Source organism: Bacteroidota bacterium (assembly GCA_018266755.1).
Classification (GTDB): Bacteria; Bacteroidota; Ignavibacteria; order Palsa-1295; family Palsa-1295; genus JAFDZW01.
Genome location: JAFDZW010000005.1, coordinates 31242 through 52180, shown reverse-complemented (window position 1 = coordinate 52180; position 20939 = coordinate 31242). Strand labels below are relative to the sequence as shown.

General features: G+C 52.0%; 15 protein-coding genes. 10 read left to right on the top strand and 5 right to left on the bottom strand.

Annotated elements, in window-relative coordinates; genetic code table 11:
* Nucleotides 1-14: 14 nt before the first annotated feature.
* Complete coding sequence (locus JSS75_04810; GenBank protein ID MBS1903004.1) at nt 15-692, bottom strand: DUF4159 domain-containing protein; 678 nt, start codon at nt 690-692, stop codon at nt 15-17.
* A gap of 102 nt (nt 693-794) precedes the next feature.
* Nucleotides 795-1511, bottom strand: a complete 717-nt coding sequence (locus JSS75_04805; GenBank protein MBS1903003.1) for a succinate dehydrogenase iron-sulfur subunit — start codon at nt 1509-1511, stop codon at nt 795-797.
* A 108-nt stretch (nt 1512-1619) separates the two neighbouring features.
* On the opposite strand from JSS75_04805, the gene JSS75_04800 reads away from it, so the two are divergent.
* Nucleotides 1620-2216, top strand: coding sequence for a TlpA family protein disulfide reductase (locus tag JSS75_04800; GenBank protein ID MBS1903002.1), 597 nt, complete (start codon nt 1620-1622; stop codon nt 2214-2216).
* A 32-nt stretch (nt 2217-2248) separates the two neighbouring features.
* Here JSS75_04800 and JSS75_04795 read toward each other — a convergent pair whose 3' ends face one another.
* On the bottom strand, nt 2249-4150 hold the full coding sequence (locus JSS75_04795) for a 2-oxoacid:acceptor oxidoreductase subunit alpha (GenBank protein ID MBS1903001.1): 1902 nt from the start codon (nt 4148-4150) through the stop codon (nt 2249-2251).
* A gap of 110 nt (nt 4151-4260) precedes the next feature.
* A complete protein-coding gene (locus JSS75_04790; GenBank protein ID MBS1903000.1) occupies nt 4261-7719 on the bottom strand; it encodes a hypothetical protein in 3459 nt (1152 codons plus the stop codon).
* Nucleotides 7720-8117: 398 nt separating this feature from the next.
* Between JSS75_04790 and JSS75_04785 the strand changes: the two genes are divergently transcribed.
* From JSS75_04785 to JSS75_04745, 9 genes are all read left to right on the top strand, one after another.
* Entirely contained in the window at nt 8118-8891 is a 774-nt protein-coding gene (locus JSS75_04785) for a hypothetical protein (GenBank protein ID MBS1902999.1), read from the top strand.
* Between the two features lie 13 nt (nt 8892-8904).
* Nucleotides 8905-10230 (top strand): protoporphyrinogen oxidase, encoded by a 1326-nt coding sequence (gene hemG / locus JSS75_04780; GenBank protein MBS1902998.1) that lies wholly within the window; start codon nt 8905-8907, stop codon nt 10228-10230.
* Nucleotides 10231-10287: 57 nt separating this feature from the next.
* Nucleotides 10288-11706 (top strand): O-antigen ligase family protein, encoded by a 1419-nt coding sequence (locus JSS75_04775; protein MBS1902997.1) that lies wholly within the window; start codon nt 10288-10290, stop codon nt 11704-11706.
* A gap of 82 nt (nt 11707-11788) precedes the next feature.
* A complete protein-coding gene (gene hemB / locus JSS75_04770; GenBank protein ID MBS1902996.1) occupies nt 11789-12796 on the top strand; it encodes a porphobilinogen synthase in 1008 nt (335 codons plus the stop codon).
* Complete coding sequence (hemL, locus tag JSS75_04765; GenBank protein MBS1902995.1) at nt 12797-14086, top strand: glutamate-1-semialdehyde 2,1-aminomutase; 1290 nt, start codon at nt 12797-12799, stop codon at nt 14084-14086.
* A 129-nt stretch (nt 14087-14215) separates the two neighbouring features.
* Nucleotides 14216-16279, top strand: a complete 2064-nt coding sequence (locus tag JSS75_04760; protein ID MBS1902994.1) for a T9SS type A sorting domain-containing protein — start codon at nt 14216-14218, stop codon at nt 16277-16279.
* 130 nt (nt 16280-16409) lie between these two features.
* Entirely contained in the window at nt 16410-17771 is a 1362-nt protein-coding gene (locus JSS75_04755) for a cysteine synthase (protein MBS1902993.1), read from the top strand.
* A 10-nt stretch (nt 17772-17781) separates the two neighbouring features.
* A complete protein-coding gene (locus JSS75_04750; protein MBS1902992.1) occupies nt 17782-18936 on the top strand; it encodes a PLP-dependent transferase in 1155 nt (384 codons plus the stop codon).
* The gene (locus JSS75_04745) at nt 18926-19219 is read left to right on the top strand and encodes a hypothetical protein (GenBank protein ID MBS1902991.1); all 294 of its coding nucleotides are present in this window, start codon (nt 18926-18928) and stop codon (nt 19217-19219) included. The genes JSS75_04750 and JSS75_04745 overlap by 11 nt, the downstream gene beginning before the upstream one ends.
* On the opposite strand, the gene JSS75_04740 is transcribed toward JSS75_04745, so the two are convergent.
* On the bottom strand, nt 19194-20933 hold the full coding sequence (locus JSS75_04740; protein MBS1902990.1) for a RecQ family ATP-dependent DNA helicase: 1740 nt from the start codon (nt 20931-20933) through the stop codon (nt 19194-19196). The two genes, JSS75_04745 and JSS75_04740, sit on opposite strands and share 26 nt — an antisense overlap.
* Nucleotides 20934-20939: the final 6 nt, after the last annotated feature.

The window sequence follows — 20939 nt, the reverse complement described above, 5'->3', positions numbered from 1 at the left end:
TGCGAAAATACGGTTTAATGCGTCAATGCGTACACTACAATATTCGTACCGAACTTCAACGCTTCTTCGCGCTTGTCGGGCGGGTCGTTGTGTACATCCGGATCGTCCCATCCGTCGCTCGGATTGGACTCATACGTATAAAGAACAGTCATCCTACCACCACTAAAGAGGCCGAATGCCTGAGGCGCCTTTCCATCATGCTCATGGATCTTAGGGGTGCCGTTCGGAAAATCGAAATGACAATGGAATAGCTCGTGAGAAAATGGAAGTTCTTTGAATTCCTGGTCGGGATATACCTTCACCATCTCTCGTCTGAGTGCTTTGTCGAGACCATAGTCATCGTCGATATAGAGGAATCCGCCGGCATCGAGATACGCGCGAAGCCGCTTCGCCTCGGATTCAGTAAATTCAACATTCCCGTGGCCGGTCATAAACAGAAACGGATATGAGAAAATATCGTCGCTTGCAATATCCACCCAGAGATATTCCGGATCGGTCTGAATATTTGTGTGCTGGGCGACGAAGCGCAACAAATTCGGCTCTTCCGTCTGTCCGTTGTACCAGTCGCTCCCGCCTTCATATTTCAGTCGAGCGATGCGAAACACGGACGACGAACGGTTCACCGTTCGGGTCTGGGCCCAAATGCTCCCGCAAGAGAGCACAAGAACAAGGATAATCAAGCCATATCTCATCAGACATTTCCTACGACTACCAATGAAAAAGGTTGCCATAGACAAAAAACGGTGGGTGAACCATTGTGCTCACCCACCGTCGCTAGTAGATCTCACAACTCATCAGAGCTCGTCGGCAACTAAGCGTTTTTTCAATTGGGAAATATGCCACGTGATATTAATCTCTTTCGGACAAGCTTCCACGCAATTAAAGATTGTGTGGCAGCGCCAGATACCATCGGCAGAATCGACGGCAGCCAGATGCTCTTCCGGATTCGTATCACGGGTATCGAAGGCGAAACGGAACGACTTAAGGAAGGCGGCCGGCCCGAGGTAGTTCTCGTTCGACCATAACGACGGACAGCTCGTCGTGCAACAGGAGCACATGATGCACTTCGTGGATTCCATGAGTAGTTCGGCATCCTCTTCGGATTGGAGTCTCTCATGTTCCGGCGGGGCATCCTTCGCAATGAGATACGGCTTCACAAGCTCGTACTTTGCGTAGAAGTCCTTCATATCTACAACAAGATCCTTGACGATCGGCAGATATGGAAGCGGCTCAATGACGACCGGCTTTGAGGACCCGATGCCTTTGATATCTTGCAGCAACAGCGAACATGCGAGTGTGTTCTTGCCATTGATGCGAATACCGTCGGAACCGCACATGCCATGGGCACACGAACGACGGAACGTCAGCGTCCCGTCGAATTTCCACTTGATATCGTGCAGCGCATCGAGTACGCGATACGTCCCCGAGAGGTTCTCAAGGGTATAATCCTTGAAATACGGCTCTTTGTCAACTTCCGGGTTGTAGCGCTGAATGCGAAAAGTGACGTTCATTCCTGGTTCGTAGATCTAACTGATACAAAATTACGGAATTTTCGCGCCCCTTCTGTCAAGATGGCGCAACGGTGTAACTTTCTCCATGGCCGGGCGTTGTTCAGATAGATGAGGTACACCCACTTCGCGTCGCTGGCAATCCTTGCGCTCCTGAGCTGGAGCGTAGGTTGCGCCCCCTCGGTTACAGAGAGTGCTCAACCAAATACAAATATCGATTCGCAGTATTACAACAACATCTCTACGCTCTACGGGCACGGAGACAAGGTCTATACCGACAGCACGAAACTGCGACTAGCATCCGATTTTTCCTGGCGTGATTCCCTTGGCAGATTTCATTCGCTTTCCGAACTTCGCGGTCAAGTCGTCGTTCTCAATTTCTGGGCAACGTGGTGTACCTTTTGCTTGTACGAGACTCCTGATCTCGAGTCGGCATCGGAAGACATGCTAGCCGATAGTGTACATGTCATTGGCATTTCCGTTGACCAAGGAGATAATATCTGGTCCAAAGTGAAGGATTTCGTAGATTATTATAAGCTTCGGTACCAAATTGTCATCGATCCGAAAGCATATACCTATTTCAACTACGGTGTTCGCGACGCACTCCCTACCACATATATAATCGACCGGACGGGACACATTGCGATCGAAATGATCGGCCAGCAAACTAAAAAGAAGTTTATAGATGCTGTAAACAGCGTTCTATAAACTTCTTTCTACTTGGAAGTTATCCGGCTCGATTAAAGGAGCTTCTCTACTTGAGAAATGATTTCCGGCGGAGTAAACGGAAGTCCCTGTACCTTATTGATTCCGATCGCATCCACCAAGAAACGATCGCGAATCACACGGCGGAGCTGTCCGAGATTCAATTCAGGAATAACGATTTTCTCGTAGTTCTTCAGGATATCACCCAGATCCGGCGGGAGCGGGTTTAGCCAGCGCAGGTGAGCAGAAGCAACACCTTTACTATGCAACTGCTCTGCTGCAGTCGTGATAGCACCATACGTACCGCCCCATCCGAGCAATAACACTTTCCCCTTCTTCGGTCCGTTAACTTCAGTCGGTGGAATATCCTTTACGATACCATCGACCTTTTGCTGGCGCAAACGGACCATAAAGTCGTGATTTGCCGGCTCGTAGTTGACATTCCCCGTGCGGTGCTGTTTTTCGAGTCCGCCGATGCGGTGCTCGAGACCTTCGATCCCGGGTATGGCCCACGGACGAGCATTGTCCGCATCGCGTTCATACGGCATAAAGTCGCCATCGCCCTTCTTGGAGACGCGCTTGTTCTCGATCGCCGGGATTGCATCGACATCCGGCAACAGCCACGGCTCTGCGCCGTTGGCAATATAACCGTCGGTCAACATGATAACCGGAAGCATATATTTCAGCGCAATGCGCGAGGCTTCGATGGCCGTATTAAAGCAATCGGCCGGCGACTGTGCCGCAATGACGGCAACCGGCGACTCGCCGTTACGACCGTACATCGCCTGCATCAGATCAGCCTGTTCCGTCTTCGTCGGCAGACCGGTCGACGGGCCACCGCGTTGAACGTCAACGATAACGAGCGGAAGCTCGGTCATTACTGCAAGACCGATGGCTTCAGCCTTGAGTGCCAACCCAGGCCCCGACGTTGTCGTAAGTGCAAGACAACCCGCATACGAAGCGCCGATCGCTGTACAAATACCTGCGATTTCGTCTTCAGCCTGGAACGTCTTGACACCGAAATTCTTATATTTCGAAAGTTCGTGCAAAATATCCGATGCAGGAGTGATCGGGTACGAACCGAGGAACAAATCGAGTCCCGACTTGACCGAAGCAGCAACAAAACCGAGCGCTGTTGCCTCGTTCCCCATCACATTGCGGTACACACCTGGTGTGAACTTCGCCGGCTTGACCTCGTAGCGTGCATGAAACAGCTCAGCCGTTTCGCCGAGATAGTAGCCGGCCTTGAGTGCACGAACGTTTGCTTCATAGATCAGCTCGTTTTTGCCGAACTTCTCCTTGAGCCACTGAAGGGTCGGGTCCATCGGACGGTTGTAGAGCCAGTACACCAAGCCGAGGGCCACCATGTTCTTCGAGCGGCCAGCTTCTTTGGTGCCAAGTTTCAAATCACGCACCGCATCGATTGTGATCTTGGTTAACGGAAACTTATAGACCGTGTACCCTTTGAGAGAATCGTCAAGCAACGGATTCGAGTCGTACTTGGCAAGCTTCAGGTTCTTTTCGTCAAATGCGTCTTCATTCAGAATGATCGCACCACCCTTTTTCAGGTCGCGCAGATTGACTTTCAGTGCCGCCGGATTCATTGCAACGAGCACATCCGGATTGTCTCCCGGCGTGTGAATATCTTTGGAGCTAAAGTGGATCTGAAATCCTGAGACACCATAGAGCGTACCGATTGGGGCGCGGATCTCGGCGGGATAGTCAGGAAGCGTCGAGAGATCATTGCCAAGCAGAGCAGTAGTATTCGTAAACTGTGTCCCCGTAAGCTGCATACCGTCGCCGGAGTCGCCAGCAAATCGAATCGTGACTTCATCGAGAACGGTCAGCGGCACCTTCGGTCGTTGTCCGATCGATTCCGGGGTTGTGTGCCCGTTCGTGCCTGTCTTGGTTTGTACTACTTCGGCTTCGCTTGACATATTCGTATCTCTTGCTAATTCATTTTCCCCGCAGATGTGCGGAGCACCACGTAAACAATGAGAAAGAAAAGCAGGTTCGGGCGAGTTTCGATTTGTCTGGTCGCTGCAAACTACCGAACAACCGTTAGTCTACCCGCGACCGAGGCGTTGTTAGCCGTGTGGCGGACAATATATGTGTACGTCCCTGTCGGGACGGAGGACAGATCGAGTGAGAACACGTGCTTCCCAGTTTGAAGGTCTTTCTGCGTAGTAGATAGGATACTATGACCGAGTGCATCAAACAACTCGCATACTACATCTCCGGCAAGGTGTGTCGTAAATGGCAGCGAGGTGCGAAACGCGGTTGCGGCACTAATAGGATCGGGTTGCACATTCCCGAGCAGGAGTGTTTCAGCATTGCCGAGCTGCATGTACCGAATCAATGACGGGTCACCGCAGCCGAGGGCAAGCGAGTATTCGAGTACCACCGACACGACTCCGAGTTCGCACTTCGCATATATCTGATCGTCGTTATTGAGCTTGATATCGGACAGATACATCGTCGACGAGATCGAGTCGGTAAGTGCGGCTACAAATGTGAGCTTGATCGCAGGTTGTCCTGCTGTAAAATCTAGAAATGGAACCCCTTGCAGGGATATGTGAGTAGTAGTGTGTTTTGGCGTGCCACCGGGCGGGTCTGCAGAAAATGCGGCGTTCGAAACGAGAACATTTGAGTACTTCGGGATGAACGTCAATAAATCGCCATTATAATGCAGTACGAAAGAGATATTTTGTAACGCTTTGAAATGAACATCCTGTTTCGGCACCATGACGAATGTGATCGTATCCCCTGCTCGAATAGAATCCTTACTTGCTGAGAAATCGAAGGTCAGAGTATCCGTTGGGATCACGTTCGCGATGATCGGGATTTGCTGGACCGAATCCGGATCAGAGTGGGCCGAAATGGTTATCGCTCCAGTGATCGGCCCTGCCATCGTTGGCTCAAAATGCAAGTGAAGTGGATATATCGTACCTGCCGGCATCATCGTGCCTGGCGGTTGCTCCAACGTAAGATTTCCATTCCCCGTAACTTGCGTGAAAAGCAATTCTACAGTATCACATCCTTCGCTCCGAATGAATATAGTCGTATCGCGTGTGTCACAGAACTTCATCGTCCCGAGATCGAGCGTATCCGGCGCAACGGTAAGTGTGCGGCTTCCGTATCCAACCGTAAGATAGTAACGCACTACTGTATCGCGAGCAAGTTCGCCTTGCAATTGAAACCGAATAGTGATCGTGCCGCTATCGGACCGTACCACCTTCGGATCTGCCACAACACGTATATCAACCCCTGCTCTGGCACTGGTGAACGTCGTTGGCACAGCACCGTGAGAGACGGTCACATTGGGATTCGTCGTCGATGATTGGGTAATCGAAAGTATGGAAAGCGTCTGACATCCAGGATTTCCGATATGTATCAGAAACTGTTTCGGACTGTCGCAGCGTGTCAACCGCAGAGCGAACAATGTATCGATCGGCAGCGAGGCAAGCAACATTGCCGGCTGTGTAACTCCGGCACCCTGAAGTGGGATTGTCAGAACGCTGCCTTCTCCGAGAGATTCGATATTGATCGAGAGTCGATCAGTGTAGATCGTTGCTATTGGCGGTTTGAATTTGATAAAGATCTTTCCTGTGCTATCTGGCGGTATCGGGGATGTAAACCCTGGGGTCCCGACAATAGAAAATGCAACCTGATTCTGAAGGCTCACGGAGCTAATCACTAACGGCTTACATCCATAATTATGAACTAAAACAAATGTGTCGAGTTCTGAACAGGTCGATACGTCCTCCACGTATAGCGAATCACTGAGGGCAAATGAACCAGCTGACGACATTGATGCCGAAAATGAGATCGAAGAATCGGTACCAATTCCTTGATGAAGCAAATGAAACGTCAGTCGATTCGAGTATGACCCCGCAACATCGAGTGAGAGACGAACACGGAATATTACCGAATCCCCTTGGATAAGGGCCAGCGGAAACACAAGTGGATCACCTGCCGCGTTCGTAAGGAGATACCCTCCCGTCTGTAGCGCCGTGTAGCCGGTTATATAGAGTGTATCGCAACTATTGTTCTTGATTGTGAACAAGCTATCGTATGGTGTACAGAAATGAACCGGACCGAAGTTCATACTTGTCGGCTCCAACGAAGCCAGAGGACCTTGCCCAATCGCATGAGCAGTGATGGTTACGATAGTATCGAGAAAACGCTGAAGGATCTTTGAGTAGTAGTGCAAACGAACCTTCGTAATAATATTTGTATCGCGATGAAAGAGTTTGGATGGATCCCATCGGAATACAAGTGAATCCTGCTCATTCTGACGCAAGATAAGCGGAAGATTCATTTGCGATACGAGCGAGAGCGCACCGCTCGAAAACAACGGTGAGCTGGAATCAATAAGTGTAACCGAGACGAGCGAGTCATCTTCACAATATGGATTTCGGAGTCGTACGGTCGCAAACGTCGTTGAACAGATCGGCCCAGACATCGAGATCGAATTTGCATCGAAGATCAGATCAAACGGCGGTTCCGTGATGGCTCCGTCCCCACCGTCGCGTGTCTTCCAGATATTCCCCTGCTGGTCAAATGCATAGACAACCCCGCCATTACAACCGGTAGCCACAAAACGGGTATCCTTCTGACTGCTTGGACCTCCGACATTCACCCATGTCTTGCCCATGTCAGTGGAGCGAAAGAGACCGGTCGCTGTAGGGTTGACAGATTTATTATTGTATGCCTGGATGTAGATTGCCCCGTTCACCCCGATAACAGCCCCTGTCGAACCGACAAGATTTGGATATACGATACTCCAGGTATTTCCATAATCGGACGATATCATGACCGAACCGATCGTTTGATTAGACACGATCGTCTGATCCTTTTCCGGGCATGCAAGAAAGTAGCTCGTTCCCTTGACTGCGTAGACACCCCATGACTCGGTTTGCTGCGGCGGATTGATCGCCGTCCAGGTGCGTCCGCCATCGACCGTTCGCTTCCATGAAGTGGCATAGAAGCCTGTAGCGACACCATGCATATCGTCAACGAAGTCGATACCATTCATAAACTTCATCGTGTTGTCGACTGTCCACGACGCGCCAAGATTCGTCGAGATCTCTCCCGTACCGTAATTACCACGACTCACGGCTACAACCGCTGATGGCGTAGCGTAAATACATGAGTAATCCCCTTTCGGCCCAGCCGCCGTCCAGGTCAGCCCTCCGTCAGTAGTCCGTAATATGCCGGTTCGTACATTCGATTGATCTTCCACAGATGCCCAGCCGTTGTACTCGTCCGTCATCTGGATCTGCGTCACATTGTCCACATAATTGGGCGGGAGTGTGCAGACGCTCCAGGACCTGCCGCCATCAGTGGTCTTTAGGATGCCCCCAGCGTCAGCTGATGTGCCAACGAAGCCGACAAACTCGTTGAAGAAAAAACCGCAGGTACCAGTGCGGCCATACTTGAAGGTAAATACCTTCTGCCACGATGCAAATACAGATGAAGAGAGTACAAGCCCGGTGAAAATCACCGAGAACAGGAGGAGTCGACGCTGTATGTGTCGGCTGAGTGTCAGGTTAGGTTATAAACCGCTTCATAATTATATAACCGATGCCACAGGAAAAAGTTACAACGCGCGAGCAAGACTTCTCTGTTCGATTGCCTGACACGGTTAACCAATGCGAAGGACTTCGTACCAATAAAAAAGCCCCGGCGGTGAGAGAGAAGTGCCCGGAGCTCCTTTGAGTTGTGTTGTGTCTTTATGGTTGGGAGTTTGTCCCTATGAAACTAAGCATACTATACGAGCATGATTTGGGAAGTTACAGAACCGTAAATGAAAATTTTCTCAGAATCACTGTTACCTGTAAATTATCATGGTGGCTGCGGTTCGGGCGTAAATTTGTACCCATCATAGTATATCAATACCCAATGAATCATCGCATCCTTCTCGTCTTTGTCGCCCTGGCGGCACTCACTCTGTCGAGCTGTTCGCGCAACGATCCGATGGAGGTGACCTCGTCACAGTTTTTGACGACGATCCACGACGGAAAACTTGATGACGCCTATACGATCACGTCGCCGACCTTACAAAAGGTCACGAATAAAGATCAATTTAAGGCGTTTATCCAAACTCTGGGACTTGCAGATTACCGCTCGCTTCGTTGGTATGGGCACATGCAAATGGACTCTTCCGGTTATGTCGAGGGGGCCATTACGCGAAAAGACAGCGTGGTCGTGCCGGTCAAATTGCACCTTTCGCAGGTCAACGGCGAGTGGAAAGTCAACGGCATGGAGCGCCTGCCTGGCTTCGGCCTTGCCGGAAATATCTCCCAACAATTTCCACCCGATGCAGTCGTACGCGGTCTTGTCGCCCAATGGCTAACCCTGCTCGATCGCTCGATCAAGGCCAAAGATTTCTCAGAGTTCTACTCGAAGATGTCTCCGACAGGACAACGTCTTAGTTCTACGGATAATCTGATGAAAGGCTTCTCGAAGTTCATCGAGAACAGTATCAATATCTCCGCCGCACTAAGTTCCAAAGCCATTGTGACCCCATATATTTCGAGTGACCTACCAAACCAACCGAGAATTTTGCTCGTCGAATGTACATTCCAAACGAGCCCGCAATTGCTACATGTAACGATGAAATTCTCGTCGGAATCCGGCGCATGGCAGTTGCTTTCGATGAACGCCTCGATCTGACACACGTATTGCGATGCTTGATGCGATCGTTATTGGCGCGGGAATCAGCGGACTTGCAACCGGCTACTATCTCGCAATCGCCGGTAAGAAGTTCGTTATTCTCGAACGATCATCAGAGGTAGGCGGTCTCATCCGGACCGAACATCTTGACGGCTATACGCTTGAACATGGTCCGAATTCCTTACGTGGGGATTCGGTAGAATTACAGGAGATAATTGACGGCGTCGGTCTGCGCGAGGCCGTCAGACCACCGGTGATCACTCGGACGAAGAATTACATCGCGACGGGTGGCAGACTCGTTCAGGTCCCCAGATCACCAATCGATCTGCTTTCTACGAAGCTCCTGAGTGGCAAAGCAAAGCGATATCTCCTTGCTGAACCCTTTCATGCAGCCCATGCTGTCGAAGATGAGAGTGTCGCCTCGTTCTTTCGTCGTCGTGCAGGGACGGAGGCCGTCGAGATGCTAATTAAACCACTCATGAGCGGCATTTACGCAGGTGATGCTGAACAGCTCTCGGTCCGAAGCGCTTTCCCGAAGTTCTATGAATACGAACGTACACATGGCTCACTCCTACGGGGCATGATGAAGGCGAAGAAAAAGCAACGACCGAATCTCCCGCGTATGTTTTCGTTCGATGAAGGGCTTTCGCAACTGCCATCAGCGTTGCATTCCACACTTCGTTCGCAGATACGGTTAGGGATATCGATTTCCTCGATACAACAGAGAGAGGCCGTGTGGTTAGTCGAACTCTCGAATGGAGAACTCATCGAAGCAAAGAATCTTATCCTGACTACCCCGCTCGAACAGACAACGAACTTGCTTCGGGGCGTCATCGCCGACGCTCTGCCGCTTGTGTATCGCCCGCCGATCAGCATTGTCTATCTTGGGTTCAAAACGACTTCAATTCCTCGTCCACTTGATGGCTTTGGCTTCCTCGTGGCGCCATCGGAGAATTCGGATATTCTCGGCTGCATTTATACCTCTGCCCTCTTCCCGAACCGTGCACCAATGGGCAAGTCGATGGTGACAGTCCTGATGGGTGGAGCCCGCCGGCCCGATATCTGCAACTTATCGAAAGAAGAGATAGAAACACGAGCGATCAAGACGCTTGCCGCCTACCTCGGCACACCCACGGTTGCAGCCTTCGTCCACTCGCACACGTGGGAACATTCCATTCCACAATATAACCTCGGTCATTGGCGTACGATCGAGGCACTCGATGCCTATGAACACCAATTTCCGGGCCTGCATTTTGGAGGTAACTATCGCGGCGGGATCTCCATTGGATCCTGTATCACGACAGCAAAATCGATTGCCACAACTGTCATCGGTCAATGATTTTTGACGAACGCCGCTTTCCGAGCACCTGTTATCGCTCGCGATAACCACGATTCCGTGAGAAATTTTCAGCTTGTGTGTTCATCCCCATCGTACCAAGTGGTCTCCGACCACGACCAGGCGGTGTGGTCGATCCGTTCGCTGAAGTATATACTTCTGTGGCTCCTGCTCTGGCAAGATAATATGGTCCCGGGCTCGCCGATCCAGATTATCGAACACATTGGCAGTCCCGCACCCTTCAACGGGTTTGAAGTATGGCTATTTCTTTGCCTTGCCGTTCTTGCGATCGAGCGCGTGATGGTAGGCTACTATGAAATGAAGCGGTCGTACTTTTGGGGGCCGCTATTACTCATGACCTTTAGTCTCGTGCTCTCGTATACACGAGGTGCCTACATGCTTCAGCACTTCAAACCGGTTGTCGAAGCGCATGAAGCGATCATGCTGCCCGTCGCATATTTTATCGTGCTGAATCTGTTTCGCGAGCCGGGTGAATGGCGAGTATTACCGACAATCCTGATCCTTGCCTGTGCCGCCAAGGCGCTTGACGGCTCATTGATCTACTTCTTTTCATCGAGCCCGATCAAAAACTGGGGTGTACTACAGGAGTGGCGCGACGGTTTTTTGCTGGCGGTTGGTATTGTCTCCGTTGTCCTGATGCTCCATTACAAAGGGACAGCCCTCAAGTGGTTACGCTGGACGATGATCGCGTCGCTTCCGCTCTTGCTCTTCGCGCTGATCGTCAGCTACCGCCGCACGTTTCTTCTGGCCTCACTCGCCGGATTGCTCGCAATGTTCTTGACCTTGCCCCGAGACCGTCGGATGAAGCACTTCTGGTTGCTGGTAACGATGGTGCTGGGTATGTTCGTCTTTATCCTCTTGACCGATCCGATTGGTTTCCTCACCCGATTGGTCGGTGGTGTCATGAACCCCAAAGATGAAGGTTCGGCTTACATCCGCTTGATGGAGCTACCGAATATCCTTCTCAATATTTATCATAATCCAATTCTTGGCGTTCCGGTCGGGACATTTTGGAAGCAGTATTATCGGATGCCGTTGATTGCTGTCTATACGTTGTATGGTTGCCATGATACGTATCTATACTGGCCGTTACGTACAGGAATACCCGGTACGTTCGCATTCTGGTGGTTCCTGATGCGCAATTGGAAGACACTTCTGATCCAACGCCGAGTTGCGGTGTATAACGAGGAAACACAATATTTCTCTCAGTTGGGCATACAGGTGCTCGTTATCTACCACGTTGCGTGTTTTCTGGGTCTGCTATACGCCGACGGTTTTATCATCATGGCGGTACTGATGGCCTGGCTGCAGTTGATGCTTGAAGCAGAACTTGGCGTGAAGACGCTTCGGGATGTCAAACTGTTTCCGACACTGAAAGCTGGCAAACTCGTCTTCTGGGATAAACGCCCCTCACCGCAGACTTCCTCCGCCGTTGTACAAGGCGGAGCTCAATCATAGGTGCCGGTATCTTCTTCGATTGGTGCAAACTCTCACTGCCCCGTTCGTTGTTCTCACCCCCGACACTCAATCAACGATAATTATGAGCAGCCTCACGATACCCGAGATCGCCGCCTCATCCCGCACTCGCCGGACCCGTTCGAGCGAACGTCTGCGCCGACTGGTGCGCGAGACCTCTCTCGAACCCCGCAATCTCATTCTTCCGATCTTCGTGACTGACGAGCATCCCGATGCGCGCAATGAGATCGCATCGATGCCCGGTGTGTATCAGCACGGCATAAATTCGTTGCTCTCGCTCTGCGACGAAGCAGCAAAGGCCGGTCTCGGTGGCGTGATTCTCTTTGGGGTAACGACCGATAAAGATGACAGAGGCTCTTCCGGCTATTCACCCGATGGAATCGTCCCACAGGCGATCCGTGCGATCAAGACACGTGTCCCCGATCTCATGGTCAGTGCCGATGTATGTCTGTGTGAGTACACCTCTCATGGCCACTGTGGCATTGTGCACGAAACGCATTCGCACGAGTTCGAAATTCTGAATGACGAAACCGTCGACCTTCTCACGCGTGAAGCGGTGGTGTATGCAGAGGCAGGCGCAGATCTTATTGCCCCGAGTGACATGATGGATGGCCGCATCGGTGCGATCCGTTCGGCTCTCGACGATGCTGGCTTTGTCAATACGCCAATCATGAGTTATTCGGCCAAATATGCCTCGGGATTCTACGGACCGTTTCGTGATGCAGCAGGCAGCATCCCCAGCTTCGGCGATCGACGTTCACATCAGATGGATCCGGCCAATAGCGACGAGGCTGTCCGTGTCATGGAGCGTGACCTCCACGAAGGTGCCGATATCCTAATGGTAAAACCGGCGATGAGCTATCTGGATATTATTCAACGAGCGAAAGACGAGTTCGACGTTCCGATCGCTGCATACCAGGTCAGCGGAGAATACTCGATGATCAAAGCAGCCGCCGAGAATGGCTGGCTCGACGGAGATCGCATGATGCTCGAGACATTGACCTCGATCAAACGTGCCGGAGCTACGATTATCCTTACCTATTTCGCACTCGAAGCAGCAACACGTCTCTAAATGAATTCACACAAGTCTGCCGCTCTCTTCGAGCGCGCAAAACGTACGATTCCTGGCGGAGTTAACTCCCCGGTACGCGCATTTCGCTCTGTCGGAGGGACCCCGCTCTTCATGGAGCGTGCACAGGGAGCATACCTTTGGGATGCTGACGGCAATAAATACATCGACTACGTCGGCTCGTGGGGTCCCTTTATTCTTGGCCATGGTCATCCTGCTGTTACTGAGGTATTAGCGTCGCAATTACACAAAGCGACAAGTTTTGGCGCTCCGACCGAGCTTGAAGTAGAACTCGCTGAGTTGATTTGCTCAGTCATGCCATCGCTTGAAATGGTGCGCATGGTCAATTCGGGTACTGAGGCGACAATGTCGGCCATTCGTCTGGCACGGGCATATACCGGGCGTTCGAAGTTCATCAAATTCGAGGGATGTTATCACGGCCACGCCGATTCGTTTTTAATCAGGGCCGGTTCTGGCGCACTGACACTGGGTGTTCCCGATTCACCAGGTGTCACGCACGGCACCGCCGAGGACACGCTCAATGCTCGGTATAACGACATCGAGAGCGTGAAGTCGCTTGTCGAAGCAAATGCAGATGCCGTCGCCGCGGTCATTATTGAGCCCGTCGGCGGGAATATGGGTGTCGTCCCGGCAACGAAGGAGTTCTTGCAACAGCTTCGAGCGTATTGCACGGAAAAAAAGATCATTCTCATTTTCGACGAGGTTATGAGCGGGTTCCGCGTCGCGCTCGGCGGTGCACAGGAAGTGTATGGGATCAGTCCTGACCTCACGACACTTGGTAAAATTGTCGGTGGCGGACTTCCGGTAGGTGCATATGGCGGGAAACGCGACATCATGTCCATGATCTCCCCATCCGGACCTGTATATCAAGCCGGTACGCTTTCTGGCAATCCGTTAGCGATGGCAGCGGGGATCGCAACGTTGAACGTTCTGAAGAACACGAACCCGTATCCAGACCTTGAGGAAAAAGCCGCATGGCTCTCAGGCGAACTTGCCTCTCATGCTACGGCTGCTGGACTTGCGACGACGCAGAACAGGGTCGGTTCAATGCTCTGCCTGTTTTTCACTGATAAAGCTGTGGCGAACTTCGACGATGCCATAACATCGGACACTGGCGCCTATGGCCGCTATTTCCACTCGATGCTGGATAGTGGCGTTTACCTTGCCCCATCGCAGTTCGAGGCCATGTTTATTAGTATGGTGCACACCGACACCGACCTGGAACAAACTGCAAACGCCGCCCGCACTGCTCTGTTAGCGACGATGAAATAACCCCGTTTTCAGCCCGTTTTTTCCTGCAACCATCTTCTTTGGAGGGTGTTCCATATTCAGTTGTTTTGTGTAGTTTCGGGGTGGCGCTCGACGTCCAGTTTTTTTCACTATCGATCATAATCATAACTTATGAAGAACATCATCTCGTACAGGCGTTCGCTTGGCTTGGTCCTTGCAGCGCTTGCACTCGTTTCCTTCATCTCCTCGATGTCTTCGGCTCAGACCACATACAAGCGTAGTGGGATCATCGAGGAATTCACCGGTACGTGGTGCGGATATTGTCCACGTGGCGCATTCTTCATGGATTCGCTTCAAGAGTACATGCCGAATAATGTTGTCGAGATCTGTTGGCACAACGCTGACGAAATGACGATCCCTAACGTCGAAGATACTGTCGAAGGTTACTTCGGTGTTCAGGGATTCCCCAACGTTGGATTCATGCGTTCTGGCGGGTCTGACGTCAACGATTGGAGCACCAGCGACCCGATGTATACGGCGATGAAGAACGTCTGCAAACAGACGCCACTCGTTGACTGCCGCATCGTCAACGCTGCGTACGACCCGAGTACCCACATTTGCAGCTTTGATCTCGACATTACCCCGTACGATATGTCGAAGATGCCGACCGAGGATACTGAGTACTATCGTACTCTTGCCGTCCTCACGGAAGACGGCCTGATCTATGATCAGCATAACTACAACAACTTTCATGGGTTGCCGAACCCGATCTCGCCGTTTGTTCACTACAACGTAGCCCGTGCGGTCGGAGGCAGTGTTCGTGGTGATGCGGTAACGCTCGGCACCCAGGATCCGAATGCCACGCTTCCGTTGCGTGTACATTATGAGTTCACGGTTGACTATATGAACTGGAACGCGAACCAACTTCGTGTCAAGACGGCGTTTGACGGGATTAATCTGGTCGATGTTATTTACAACGGAAAGAAATATAAGGCCGAAAACAACAACGTGATGAACGCCGCTCAAACTGGCTACATTGCAACCTTGCCGACTTCCGCACCGGATAAGATCTGGATCGTGCTTCCGAATGCAAACTCGACGACGTCTGCTTCCAAACCGACCCAGATCATTTGGGCACATGGCGGCAACACATCGAACAGCGCAAAAATCGAGTGGAGCGGTGACAACGGGACAACATGGAATCTTGTGACGGCGAACACCACCAACTCACCGTACAATTGGGATATTCCGACCAGCGCATATGGTCAGACGGTTATCCTTCGCGCGACGGATGTTGCAAATGGCAGCGTCAAGTCTAATAGCGAGCCGTTCAAAACTCCGGGCATCGTTCATATCACACATCCTGCAGCTGGTGATGTGTTTACCTCTGGTAATGCAGACAGCGTGACCTTCACGGGTGGTAATCTCACCACAAAGAAGACGCTGTACTTCTCGTCGGATAGCATGCAGACATGGACACCGCTCAAGACTCTCAGCAGTGCAACTGCGACTACCATTGCAGGATTCTCTTGGAATGTTGCTTCGACGTCGACTGCCTGCTTTGTGAAGTTCTCCGACGACAACGGTGTGTCGGATATCAGCGGACAGTTCACCGTGAAAGCCCAAGGTGTACAGCCTGGAAAGATCAAGACGGTAACTGCCACACGCATGTATGGCAATCCGGATTCGATCGCAGTTGGTGACCATAGCACGATCTCGTGGACAACCGATGGTGGTCCGGTAGGCAATACGATCACGATCTCTCTCTCAACTGATAATGGCGTAACCTGGATGACAACGCCGATTGCTCAGGTAACGGGTGACAATAGCTCATTCAATTGGAATCCAATTCCGGACTATCCGACGACAGAAGCTATGATCCGTGTTCAGGGCGATCTCCAGAACTCCGGTTCTGCAACGTTCGGACCGTTTACGATCTACAAGGACCTTTCGGGCGTCGCTCGCAGCGAAGCGTTCGGGTATTCCATCTCGAATTACCCGAATCCGTTCTCGGCAGCGACGAAGATCACGTTCGTCATGGCCGAATCGGGTCATGCAACGATGTCGGTTCGTGACCAGCTTGGTCGCGAAGTCGGCACCATTGCCAACGGCACCTTCGAAGCCGGCGAGCATGAGTTGAGCTTCGACGCATCGAAACTCTCGACGGGTATTTACACGGTCACGTTCGAATCGAACGGTGTCCGCCTCGTCAAGCAGCTCAACGTGGTAAAGTAAGCAACTGCAACTGCTTTTTCCGACGGCTCCGTACTTCGGTACGGAGCCGTTTTGTTTTGATGGGTGTTCTATGCGCGAGCATATCCGCCGAGTGGCGGCGACCGCTTGTACGAACACTATACCAGCGAGAATGAAATACGTCTCTTCTATTCTGGAGCTCGTCGGTAACACGCCGATGCTGCAGCTCACCCGACTTACACCGCCGAACGCGCGTGTCACCGTCCTGGCCAAGCTCGAACAGTTTAACCCGGGCGGCTCGGTCAAAGACCGAATCGGCATTCGCATGCTCGAAGAAGCGGAAAAGGCCGGAAAAATCAAGCCCGGCGGGACGATTATCGAACCCACCAGCGGTAATACTGGTATCGGATTAGCGCTCTCAGCCATCCGTAAAGGGTACAAGTGCATTTTCGTGATGACCGACAAAGCGTCGATCGAACGCGTACGCTACCTCAAAGCACTCGGCGCAGAAATTGTCGTTGTCTCGAGCGCCGCAAAACCAAGTTCACCGGAATATTACTACAATACAGCGCAGCGTCTGGCCAACGAACTGCCGAATGCGATCATGCTGAATCAGTACGATAATCCGGCAAATCCAGAGAGCCACTACTACTCCACCGGCCCGGAAATATGGGCCGATACTGACGGGAAGATCACGCATTTCATCGCCGGAATGGGTACGGGCGGGACGATCTCGGGCACAGCGCGCTTCCTCAAAGAAAAGAATCCGAATATCAAAGTCATCGGAGCCGATCCGGTCGGTTCCTCGATCAAGACATATTTCGAGACGAACCGCCTTGTCGAAGCACTTCCCTATTTGATCGAAGGCGTTGGTCAGGAGCGCATCCCAAAAAATCTTAATTTGAAATACGTCGATGAAGTCATTAACGTATCCGATAAGGATGCATTCATGACTGCGCGTCGCCTCGCACGTGAAGAAGCACTCTTTTGCGGCGGTTCGAGTGGAATGAACGTCTATGCTGCGCTGCGTATCGCCGAGAAGGCTCCGGACGGCAGCGTCATCGTCGTCATCATCTGCGATACCGGCGAGCGTTATCTCACCAAGCATCACTCCGACGAGTGGCTCAAAGAAAAGCGCCTGCTCGAAACGGAAAAAATGACGGCAGGGATGGTTGCACGACTCAAGCATGCGACGGTCGTCCCAATTGTTTCGGTCGCACCGCACGACACTGTTCGCGATGCGATCATGAAAATGGATACGCATAACGTTTCGCAGCTTCCGGTGATCGATTCCGAAGGCCAGAGTGTCGGTGCCGTTCGCGAATCGCGACTAATGGCCCGTGCCCTCGACTCACGCGATATTCTCGATCGTCCGATCATCGAGCTCATGGAAGCCTCTTTCCCCGTGCTCGATGACGGCGCGGACGCCAAACAGGCTATTGCTGCACTCAAGGATGCACCCGCCGTGCTCGTTGCCGAATTCGGCCGTGTCATTGGCATTATAACTCGTCACGACGTTCTCGAATTTATCTAATAGAACGCGCATGTCACAGACCAAGCAAGGATTCCGCACCAAAGCCATACATGCCGGCCAGGAACCGGAACAAGTAACGGGCGCCGTTGCCGTTCCGGTATTCCAAACATCAACGTACGCGCAGAGTGAGCTCGGCGAACACCCACAGTTCGATTACGCACGAACGATCAACCCTACCCGACTGGCGCTCGAAACGAGTCTTGCCGCTCTTGAAAACGGAACGCACGGTTACTGCTTCGCAAGCGGCATGGCTGCAATTGCCGCAACGCTCTCCCTCGTAAAAGCCGGTGACCATGTCATTGCCGGCAGTGATATGTACGGCGGTTCGTATCGCTATTTTTCAAAGGTGCTCTCGAACTATAATGTCGAGTTTACCTATGTTGACATGCGCGATCTGAAAAACGTCAAGGCGGCGATCAAACCCAATACCAAACTGATCTACAGCGAAACGCCGACGAACCCAATGATGAACCTTACCGATCTCGAAGGTCTTGGGGCGATCGGAAAGGCGCACGGTTGCATTACGGTGGTCGACAATACGTTTATGTCGCCGTATCTACAGAATCCACTCGATTTCGGAATTAGTGTGGTCGTGCACTCGGCAACGAAATATCTCGGTGGGCATTCCGATGTGATCGGTGGTGCTGTTGTCACGAGCGATGCCTCGCTCGCCGAGCAGATCAAGTTCTACCAAAACTCGGCTGGTGGTGTACCTGGACCGTGGGATTGTTGGTTACTCCTGCGAAGTGTCAAGACACTTGCTATTCGTATGGACGCGCATTGTGCGAATGCAATGAGAATTGCAGAAGTACTTTCGATCGAGCCAAAGATTAAGAGGGTGTTTTATCCCGGCTTGAAATCCCATGCGCAGCACGATCTTGCCAAGAAACAAATGCGTGGATTCGGTGGAATGATCTCCGTCGAAACCGGCAACATCGAAGCTGCAAAACGTTTTGCCTCGGCACTGAAGATATTCACGCTCGGCGAAAGCCTAGGCGGGGTCGAATCGCTAGTCTGCCATCCTGTAACGATGACCCACGGCTCGGTTCCGCCGGAACGGCGTGCCGAACTTGGTATTACCGACGGGCTCGTTCGCCTTAGTGTTGGGATCGAGGATTATGAAGACCTACTCGCCGATACTCAACGCGGACTCGATGCGATCTAAACTCTTCGTTGCCGCACTCGCAGCCATGCTTCTTGGCGGCTGTCAGAAGGATGATGCCCTTACGGCCGCAGAACAACGCTACGTGAAGCTCTCGGTTGCCCTGTTGAATGCTCGCGCAGTCGGGACTGATTCTGCAATGGTGCGGCTCAAGCTTGATTCCGTCTACCGATTGTTCAAAACGGACTCAACCACGTTTCGAACCGAATCGGAGGCGTTCTCGTCAAAACCCGACCGAGCGGAGAAGGTCTTTCGGGCAATCAGCGACTCGCTCCGCGGCCACTAGCCGTGCATACATCGCAGGTGCCACAGCGGTACGAACCGGTTCGCTCGCCGAAATATCGCAACACATACGCACTTCGACACTCCCACGTTGTTGCATAGTTGCGCATTATCTCTAACTTACTCAACGTATGCTCGCGCTTGGTGTTCATTGCTTCGACACTCCTGAAAACTTCTCCCCACGATGGGGCGTCGCTGAAAAATCGGATTGTAAACACCGATGCGTGATTGCGCTCGTGCGAAACTCGTCGAACATGGATAAGACCATTTTGAGATAGGAGACGCAGCGCAATCTTGATTTCCTGCACGGTTGCGTTAGCTAATTCCGACAATTTCTCCTCGGTCACCGATTCAGGCTCAGTGCTCTTGCCGGAGGCGAGGATTTTGAACAATCGAGCCTGGACAGAATCGCGGCTACGTCTGATATATTCCTCCGTACGGACACGACTCGCACTTACGTTGACTTCGATAGAATTCCCGTCTTCAGACGCCTCACTCCACTCCAACACCCCAGCATCTGAGAGGATGTCGAGAATTCGCGGCACGGACATGATCTGACGATCCGCTGATGCCTCGATCTGTGATGCGGTCAGCCGGATACTACCGTCACCTGAGTGAGCAACACGTGCGATCACATCATAGACACGCCGCACCGATTCCGGCTCAGGATAGCTGCGAGCAATCATGAACTCGTGAATGCGTTCGTCTCCAGGGTTATACAGCAGGATCGCCATTGCTTCCTCGCCGTCACGGCCTGCTCGGCCCGATTCCTGATAATACGCTTCAAGAGTAGATGGGAGGTCATAGTGTACGACGGCTCGCACGTTGGCTTTATCGATCCCCATTCCGAATGCGCTGGTCGCAACGATGATATCGCAGTCGCCACTGACAAAGCTCGTCTGAGTTGCATCACGCTGTTCGGATGCCATTCCGGCATGATATGCTCGAGCAGCGAATCCTAATTGCGAGAGCATCAACGACACAGACTCCGACTTTGCACGTGACGAGACATATACGATCATTCCATGCGCCACAGTATGAGCGATGTCAATGAGCCGGATGTCCTTCTGACTTTCACGCAGGACAGCATAGCGAATGTTCGGCCGCTCAAACCCCGTCACGATCTCGAACGGATCCCGCAGTTGCAGTTGTGCTGTAATATCGGATCGGACATCGGGAGTTGCAGTAGCCGTCAATGCGACAATGGGCGGACGATCGGCCCCACCAATATGCCCGAAAACGCTCGGAATACGACGATAACTCCGTCGGAAATCATGCCCCCACTCACTGATGCAGTGTGCTTCATCGACGGCGAAAAATGAGATATGAGCGCGACCAAGCAATTCAATAAATGCACGACTTTCGAGGCGTTCCGGAGCGACATACAGCAATTTCAGCTTGCCTTGCTCAAGTCCAGACGCAATATCACGAGCTTGTTCGTATGAAACGGAGCTATTGAGTGCTGCAGCAGGAATCGAGAGACTGCGGAGTTTGTCCACTTGATCCTTCATCAAGCTGATGAGCGGCGAAATGACGATCGCCGTTCCATGCAACAAGACGGCAGGAAGCTGATAGCAAAGAGATTTCCCACCGCCTGTCGGCATAACAAGCAACGTATCGCGACCGTCAAGAAGTGATTCGATCGCTTCGCGCTGATGATCCCGAAACGAGTCGAGACCGAAAATGCTCTGGAGGCCAGCAAGTATCCGATCGTTCACAATGCA

Excerpts from the sequence above, each read along its gene's own strand:
- JSS75_04800 (MBS1903002.1), top strand. The coding sequence starts at position 1,620 with ATGAGGTACACCCACTTCGCGTCGCTGGCAATCCTTGCGCTCCTGAGC.
- JSS75_04750 (MBS1902992.1), top strand. The coding sequence starts at position 17,782 with ATGTCACAGACCAAGCAAGGATTCCGCACCAAAGCCATACATGCCGGC.
- JSS75_04805 (MBS1903003.1), bottom strand. The coding sequence starts at position 1,511 with ATGAACGTCACTTTTCGCATTCAGCGCTACAACCCGGAAGTTGACAAA.
- JSS75_04760 (MBS1902994.1), top strand. The coding sequence starts at position 14,216 with ATGAAGAACATCATCTCGTACAGGCGTTCGCTTGGCTTGGTCCTTGCA.
- JSS75_04755 (MBS1902993.1), top strand. The coding sequence starts at position 16,410 with ATGAAATACGTCTCTTCTATTCTGGAGCTCGTCGGTAACACGCCGATG.
- hemG (MBS1902998.1), top strand. The coding sequence starts at position 8,905 with ATGCTTGATGCGATCGTTATTGGCGCGGGAATCAGCGGACTTGCAACC.
- hemB (MBS1902996.1), top strand. The coding sequence starts at position 11,789 with ATGAGCAGCCTCACGATACCCGAGATCGCCGCCTCATCCCGCACTCGC.
- JSS75_04795 (MBS1903001.1), bottom strand. The coding sequence starts at position 4,150 with ATGTCAAGCGAAGCCGAAGTAGTACAAACCAAGACAGGCACGAACGGG.
- JSS75_04785 (MBS1902999.1), top strand. The coding sequence starts at position 8,118 with ATGAATCATCGCATCCTTCTCGTCTTTGTCGCCCTGGCGGCACTCACT.
- JSS75_04810 (MBS1903004.1), bottom strand. The coding sequence starts at position 692 with ATGAGATATGGCTTGATTATCCTTGTTCTTGTGCTCTCTTGCGGGAGC.
- JSS75_04745 (MBS1902991.1), top strand. The coding sequence starts at position 18,926 with ATGCGATCTAAACTCTTCGTTGCCGCACTCGCAGCCATGCTTCTTGGC.
- hemL (MBS1902995.1), top strand. The coding sequence starts at position 12,797 with ATGAATTCACACAAGTCTGCCGCTCTCTTCGAGCGCGCAAAACGTACG.